Raw genomic sequence first — 6,114 nt, forward strand, 5'->3', positions numbered from 1 at the left:
CGCCCGTCGCGGGTTCGCTTTGACTGCTGTTCTAGTTATTTCTTGCGATTCACTCGGTCCAGCACCTGCAGCACTTCCCACCGGAACAGGTCGACTGCCACGCCATCCAACGCGGTCAGCATGAACGCCCCAATCGCGTCCATAAACCCGGCCTGGTATTCGAGGGCCTTGTTTCTGACGTGGAACTCGTAATGAAAGCGCAACGTATGGGGCTCGAACAGCCGGTGCACCTTCATGTTCATCCGCGTTTTGTGCAGATATTCCTTCGCGGCCAAGGCGCCCTGCGCATACAGGAGGTTGTCATCGACGTTCATCGCGCACCTCCGGACGGAGGACGTTGTGCGATGCAGGTGAAGTGCGAGTTTGCGGGGCGATGCCCGCGTGGGATGGGTACAGCTTGGGTCGGTTGATCCATTGTCTTGCCCTCTGGTTGATTGAGGAGCCACCCACCGGTGAGGGTGGGCGGGCACACGACAAGGTCTGCAATACCGATCAAGTTCACCACAACCGGCAGGGCCGAGGCCCTCCCTGCCGGGCCCGCCCATAGGGACGAACGACGGCACGCGAGGGCTATAACGGCACTCACGGGTGAACTTGAATTCGGGATTGCAGTCCCGGCTGCGCTTGGTTTGCGCGAGCGGGACAGAGTTTAGGTGTGGCAAGCGGCGGCGGCAAGTTGCGGTTTGTCTCGGGGCCGCGTATTCGTGGAGTCCAGAACGCCGTGCGCCGGGTTCGGAACTCGAATCGCCGAGTTCCGAACCTCAAATGCCGAGCAAAAAGCCTGACACGCCGGGTTCCGAGCCTCAGCCATCGAGTCCAGAACACCAACGGCCGAGTTCAGAACCTCAACGGTCGAGTTCAGAACCTCAATCGCGGAGTTCAGACCGTCGACCGTGCCCCAAAAAGCAGCATGTGTTGCTGAAAAAAGCAGCAAGCGCGAGGCAAAAAGGGTCACGCGTCGGGTTCAGAACCCCATGCGCGGCGTTCGGAACCCCGTGTGTCGAGGTCAAAGGTCCGATTCATTGCTGCAAAAAGCAGCAGCGGCGGGGCAAAAAGCCTCGCGGTCGGGTCTTGGAGGGCGGCAAGCGGGGGTTGAGTGGCGGCAGTCGGAGGATTAACCCTCAAGCGCCGAGCTTGAGGCTCCGAATCCGTTCCGCCTGCCATGCCGCCAACGCAGTGCTCGCGTCGGCTTCTTCCTCCTTGGTCGCCTTCCGGGTTCTATACGGCGACGAACTGGCCGACAAAATCGGCGCGGAATTGTGTATGTCCTCAGCCAGCCAGCTCAAATAACCCCGACCGTCATCGCGATATTTTCGAGCTTCCGCCGTGGTCAGCCGAATCATGAAGCTGTAGCCAAAAGCGCCATGGTTGCAATTGGCATCCAGATACAGCTCGTCGTTCGCTTCAAATAAAAACCAGCTCTGCGGTTCGTGGTCCAGCACCTGCATCAACGTCTCCGAGCGCGCATTTGATTGTGTGAGTGGTGGCGAGCAATTGCTCGACATGCGATGGCGCATGTTCAGACTTCGCACATGCGATCGCACTTTCGCATGATCGTGCTGGCCGCTGCAATCGGCCGCCTAGCATGCAAGCGTTATTGCCCCATTTGCTGCCGCCATGCCGATTCCATCGAAGATCAGCGGACCGAGCGTCCAGACACACATCAGCCCCAACGACGCGCGCGGCTCGTCGCCGGTAAAGCCGTCGCAACCTCAGGCGCCACAGCGCACGGCGCGTACGTCGCAAGGGGAACTGGGGGCGCTGTCTGCGCGCGGTACGAAGCGCCCACGCGAGTCGAGCGGTGATGCTGCACAGCCGCAAGCCAAGCAACGCCGGGCGGATCTGCCCCGCTCGGAACTCCCGCGCACACACGGTGATGCCGACTCACGCATGGAGCGCATCATGCAGATGCAGGCCGAAACCATGATCCGCAGCGCAGAGATGCAGAACGTGCTGAACCGCGCCAACGCGCAAGCCAAGCTGATGGAAGAGGGCGCCAAGGCTGCCAAGGATTTGATCAACTAGCGTCGGGGTTCCGGATGCGTGTGCCGATTCCGGTCACCGATTCCGAGACAAGGCGCGCGTTGCCAATCTACGCCTGCCACACGGCATACCCTTCCTCGCGCAATCCGATCGCCAGTTCGACCTCCATCTCCCGCGCCGCCTCGTAAGGCATCGGGTTGAAGCATTCGTACAGCTCGGGCATCAGGCGCAAGCCGTACTCGCGCACGAACCGATTCGATTTCAGCCCCGCCTTGTGCTTGTCAAAGCGCACGTCCGGCGACTGTCCTGTCATGCCGACATAGACGCAAGGCTTGCCGCCGAGGTAATCGGGATTGGCCTTCACGAAGCGCGCTTCGCTCAGCACTTGCCGCGACAGCTCGACGACATAAACGTGGTGGTGGTGACGTGGCATGGGGGGCGCTTCACCAGCGGAGTGGCGAAGCAGAGAAGAAGCGGACGGTGGGCATGGATCGTAGCGCCACCGCGCTTCTTCTGCCACTGCGTGGTTGCATCAGGCCGCCGCAGTTGCTCCGTGCAAGCGGAAGAACGCAACCGCGTGGCTCAGTTGCTGGCCCTGGCCTTCCAATGACGTGGATGCGGCCGCTGCCTGTTCGACCAGCGCGGCGTTCTGCTGGGTCACTTCGTCCATCTGCGTAATCGCCAGGTTGATCTGCTCGATGCCGCGGCTCTGCTCGACAGAGGCGGCGCAATCTCGCCCATGATGTCGGTCACGCGGGCCACGGCCTGGGTGATTTCCGTCATGGTCTTGCCGGCGGTTTCCACCAGCGAAGAGCCGTCCTCGATCTTTTGCACCGAGGTGCTGATGAGTTCCTTGATCTCCTTGGCGGCGCTTGACGAACGCTGCGCAAGGCTGCGGACTTCACTGGCCACCACGGCAAAGCCGCGGCCTTGTTCGCCTGCGCGGGCGGCTTCCACTGCGGCGTTGAGCGCGAGGATGTTCGTCTGGAACGCAATGCCTTCAATCAGGCCAATGATGTCGACCACCTTGGTCGAGCTGCTGCGGATGTCGCTCATGGTGTCGACCACGTTGCCGACCACGGCGCTGCCGCGTTGGGCGATCTCCGAGGCATCCGATGCGAGCACGCTGGCCTGCTGGGCATTGTCGGCGTTCTGCTTCACGGTGGACGTCAGCTCTTCCATGCTGGAGGCCGTCTCTTGCAGAGAGGAGGCCTGTTGCTCGGTGCGCGACGAAAGGTCTTGATTGCCGGTGGCGATCTGGCCCACATCGCTGGCGATGCCGTGCGCAGCCTGGCGAACCTGGTCGATCAGCTTCACGAGGCTGGCCTGCATGTCCGACATGGAGGCGAGGATGCTGCCGCGCGGTGCCGTTGCGCCGCCGGGCACGGGGCCCAGGTCTCCGGAGGCTACGCGGCGCGTGATGTCGCTCAGGGCGTCGGGTTCAGCGCCGAGTGCGCGGGTCAGGCGACGGGTGATGAGAGTGCCGGCAGCCAAGGCACCCAGCACGGTGGCAAGGCAGATGCCGATGAGCAGCGTGCGCTGGAAGGCGTAACGCTCGGCAGACTGCTGCGCCATCTCGCGGGCGCGATCGCGGGCGTGTTCGCTGTAGGCATTGGTGGCCTTGATGAGCGCGGCCAGCAGCGGGCGGCACTGCTCGTTCATCATCGTGATCGATTCTTCGTGCTTGCCCGTAAGCGCGGCGTTGACAATGGCGAGCGCCACGGGGCCGTACTTCACCTCAACGCTGTCGATGTCAGCAACCAAGGCCCGTGCGCGGTCATCGGTGTCGCCGGCTTGCGCGGTCAACTCCTTGAGTTTGCTCAGGCGGCTCTGCACGTCTTCATGCGCCTGCGTAACGGCGGCTTTTTCCAGATCGATGTCCGAAGGCTTGGTCACGAGCACGAGGTTGCGCGCCGCAATGGCGCGGCGGTCCACTGCCGTGCGCACGCGTTCGGACAGCAACGCCCGGGCGTTGACGCCGTTCACGTACTTTGAAAAACGCGCGTTCGACTCGCTCAGCGCCTGTACCGCAAGCGCTGAGACCAGCAGCACCAGCGCCGCCAGAAAGCCAAATGCCAAGGTGAGCTTGGTGCGCACCGTCAAGTTGTTGATCCCCATTGTGGTTTCCCCGGTCGTTCGGCCTTCTGACTGCGCCGTTTGTTGATGGCAGGCCCCGATGGCACTGCTCGAAAATTGCAACGGCAAGGAAACTTGATGCTGAAGCGACCAAGTGGGGGTAATCCTCTCCATGTGAGGAATTTTGAGAATTGGTGCAACTAACGCGAGCGTCATGGACCAGCGCGATCTCAGTCCAGCACGAGGGCGAAATGCCGTGGGGGCGCACGTTGCCTGAGCAGGTAGTTGCACAGGGCCCGGCGGTGATTAGTCTTTTTGGAGGGGGCGATTGGTGGCCGCTTGGGCGGGGGAAGAACGGTTCTGCTTCCTCCGTGGCGCAGCAACTTCGCTGGATGCTTTGACCTTTCGTGGCGGCGGCAGCACGCGGCAGGCGCCGATCTAACATGGTCGACGACGCTATGCGCCTGTGCAGGGCAGCGGATAGTTGTCTCTCTCCCTCCGAATCTGAGAACCTAGTCCATGGGCAACCACCGCATCGGCTCAACACCCACTACGCTGCCGCATCACCGCAACCAGGCGAACAAAGAAAACCTTGCGCCGCAGCAGCAGCCCAGTGGCAACCCCGTTCGGTCTCGGCAGGGCGTCTTGGCATCGCTCGCAGCGAGCCCGCGTCGTGCTGGGCGCGCGCTGCAGCGGATGCTGCATATCAATCGGCCCGCGGAGCCACCCGCCAAACCGCAGGTGGCCCGACCGGCTGCTCAGGTTCGACCACTCGTCCAGCAACCGGCCATGGCCAACAACGCCCCGGTGCGTCGCGAGGTTGCCGCACCGCCCAGGTCTGTGCGCACGCCAGGCCATGGCGTGTCGGGTGGCAACACCTCGGTCCAGCATCATCGCGCGCGCGTATTGAGCCAGATCGAGCATTTGCCAACCGAGCACGGCAAGCAGGCCTGGCGCAAACCGATCGAGGCCATGGAAACGCTCGATCGGCACGTTGCACATTTGCCGCCCGCGCAATCCGTCAAGCTGCTCCAGCAGATGCAGGTCATCCTGAGTATCAAGGACAATCATGCGCGCAATCTCAACCTGGATCACTTCGTTGCCTCGCTCAAGCCGGCCGCCGTGCACGCGGGGCCGCCGAGGGGAACGTCTTCGCCGGCACCGCGCGTATCGACTGCACGGATGCCTGCCGCAACGCCGCAGCGCCCGGCCGCCGCACCGACCAAGCTGAGCTTTAAGGACCTTGAGGAGTTCGCCAGCCAGCGGCGGCGTCCGGCCACGCAGGCGCACGGGATGCCCGCGCGAGGGCCGCAGGCTGGCCGGCCGGCCAGCGCACCAGCCACGCCCGCACATGAGTACACCGCCCCGATGCGGACGCTGGCCGACTTCGAGCGTGAGGCGGAGGAAGAGGCTGCTTACCATGGCCACACGCATCCCGATTACAGTGGCGCCCGTGCGAACTTCGACAGCTATCTCGCGCGCCACAATCAGGCGCCGGAACGCCGCGCGCAGTCCGCACCGCCGCGCATGCAGCGCGTTGCTCCGTCCACGCTCGACCATGCGCAGCGCGCCCAGATTGCGCACGACGAAGACGAGCGTGCCCGCTACCACAACGAAAGGCCGAACTATCAGCAGGCCTACGCAGACCATGAGGCCCGCCAACCCGCTCCGGCTGCTGTTGGGCTCAGGCGCGCGGCGCGCCCGGCGCCTCGCCAGTTGACCGCGAGCGAGCTGCAGTCGATTCACCACGAGGAAGATGAGCGCGCGAAGTACTTCAGCGAAAGCCCGGACCATGCGGGCGCGGAAGCCGCATACCGGGCGCGGCATGGGCTGTGATGGGTTTGTGCCGGGTCTGACTCGGTGCTGGGCGCGGGATATCTCGAACGTCGTCCTCGGCTAGCGCGATCCCCCAAAGAGCTGACTGACCACGCCGCGCAGCCAACGGTTGCCGGCTTCGTGGTGATACCGCGCATGCCAGTGCTGCCGCACGGCAAAGCCCTCCACCGGAAATGGACACGCGCGAACGGCCAGATCATTGGCCTGTGCGAGCGTCTC

General features: G+C 63.6%; 5 protein-coding genes and 2 pseudogenes. 2 read left to right on the plus strand and 5 right to left on the minus strand.

The features are described 5' to 3' along the window. Positions 1 to 35 precede the first annotated feature (35 nt). Together FUT88_RS23335 and FUT88_RS23340 are read right to left on the minus strand one after the other, a co-directional pair. Positions 36 to 314 (minus strand): hypothetical protein, encoded by a 279-nt coding sequence (locus FUT88_RS23335; RefSeq protein ID WP_147218788.1) that lies wholly within the window; start codon positions 312 to 314, stop codon positions 36 to 38. 807 nt (positions 315 to 1,121) lie between these two features. Continuing rightward, positions 1,122 to 1,448, minus strand: a complete 327-nt coding sequence (locus FUT88_RS23340) for a hypothetical protein (protein WP_186829368.1) — start codon at positions 1,446 to 1,448, stop codon at positions 1,122 to 1,124. Between the two features lie 169 nt (positions 1,449 to 1,617). On the opposite strand from FUT88_RS23340, the gene FUT88_RS26965 reads away from it, so the two are divergent. Continuing rightward, entirely contained in the window at positions 1,618 to 2,025 is a 408-nt protein-coding gene (locus tag FUT88_RS26965; protein WP_261797277.1) for a hypothetical protein, read from the plus strand. A gap of 67 nt (positions 2,026 to 2,092) precedes the next feature. Here FUT88_RS26965 and FUT88_RS23350 read toward each other — a convergent pair whose 3' ends face one another. Both FUT88_RS23350 and FUT88_RS23355 read right to left on the minus strand, forming a co-directional pair. Continuing rightward, on the minus strand, positions 2,093 to 2,416 hold the full coding sequence (locus tag FUT88_RS23350; RefSeq protein ID WP_147218790.1) for a hypothetical protein: 324 nt from the start codon (positions 2,414 to 2,416) through the stop codon (positions 2,093 to 2,095). Between the two features lie 99 nt (positions 2,417 to 2,515). Beyond that, positions 2,516 to 4,101: pseudogene (locus FUT88_RS23355) on the minus strand (methyl-accepting chemotaxis protein). Positions 4,102 to 4,848: 747 nt separating this feature from the next. Here FUT88_RS23355 and FUT88_RS23360 point away from each other — a divergent pair. Next, complete coding sequence (locus FUT88_RS23360) at positions 4,849 to 5,895, plus strand: hypothetical protein (protein WP_147218792.1); 1,047 nt, start codon at positions 4,849 to 4,851, stop codon at positions 5,893 to 5,895. Between the two features lie 60 nt (positions 5,896 to 5,955). Here the strand turns inward: FUT88_RS23360 and FUT88_RS26970 are convergent. Continuing rightward, positions 5,956 to 6,114, minus strand: a pseudogene (locus FUT88_RS26970) (LysR family transcriptional regulator); the annotation flags it as partial.

It is taken from the genome of Ralstonia sp. TCR112 (assembly GCF_007997035.1).
In the GTDB taxonomy this organism is placed as follows: domain Bacteria; phylum Pseudomonadota; class Gammaproteobacteria; order Burkholderiales; family Burkholderiaceae; genus Ralstonia; species Ralstonia edaphi.

Bases quoted from the DNA above. Each gene is read 5' to 3' on its own strand.
- FUT88_RS23335 (WP_147218788.1), bottom strand. From the start codon at position 314: ATGAACGTCGATGACAACCTCCTGTATGCGCAGGGCGCCTTGGCCGCG.
- FUT88_RS23340 (WP_186829368.1), bottom strand. From the start codon at position 1,448: ATGCAGGTGCTGGACCACGAACCGCAGAGCTGGTTTTTATTTGAAGCG.
- FUT88_RS26965 (WP_261797277.1), top strand. From the start codon at position 1,618: ATGCCGATTCCATCGAAGATCAGCGGACCGAGCGTCCAGACACACATC.
- FUT88_RS23350 (WP_147218790.1), bottom strand. From the start codon at position 2,416: ATGCCACGTCACCACCACCACGTTTATGTCGTCGAGCTGTCGCGGCAA.
- FUT88_RS23360 (WP_147218792.1), top strand. From the start codon at position 4,849: ATGGCCAACAACGCCCCGGTGCGTCGCGAGGTTGCCGCACCGCCCAGG.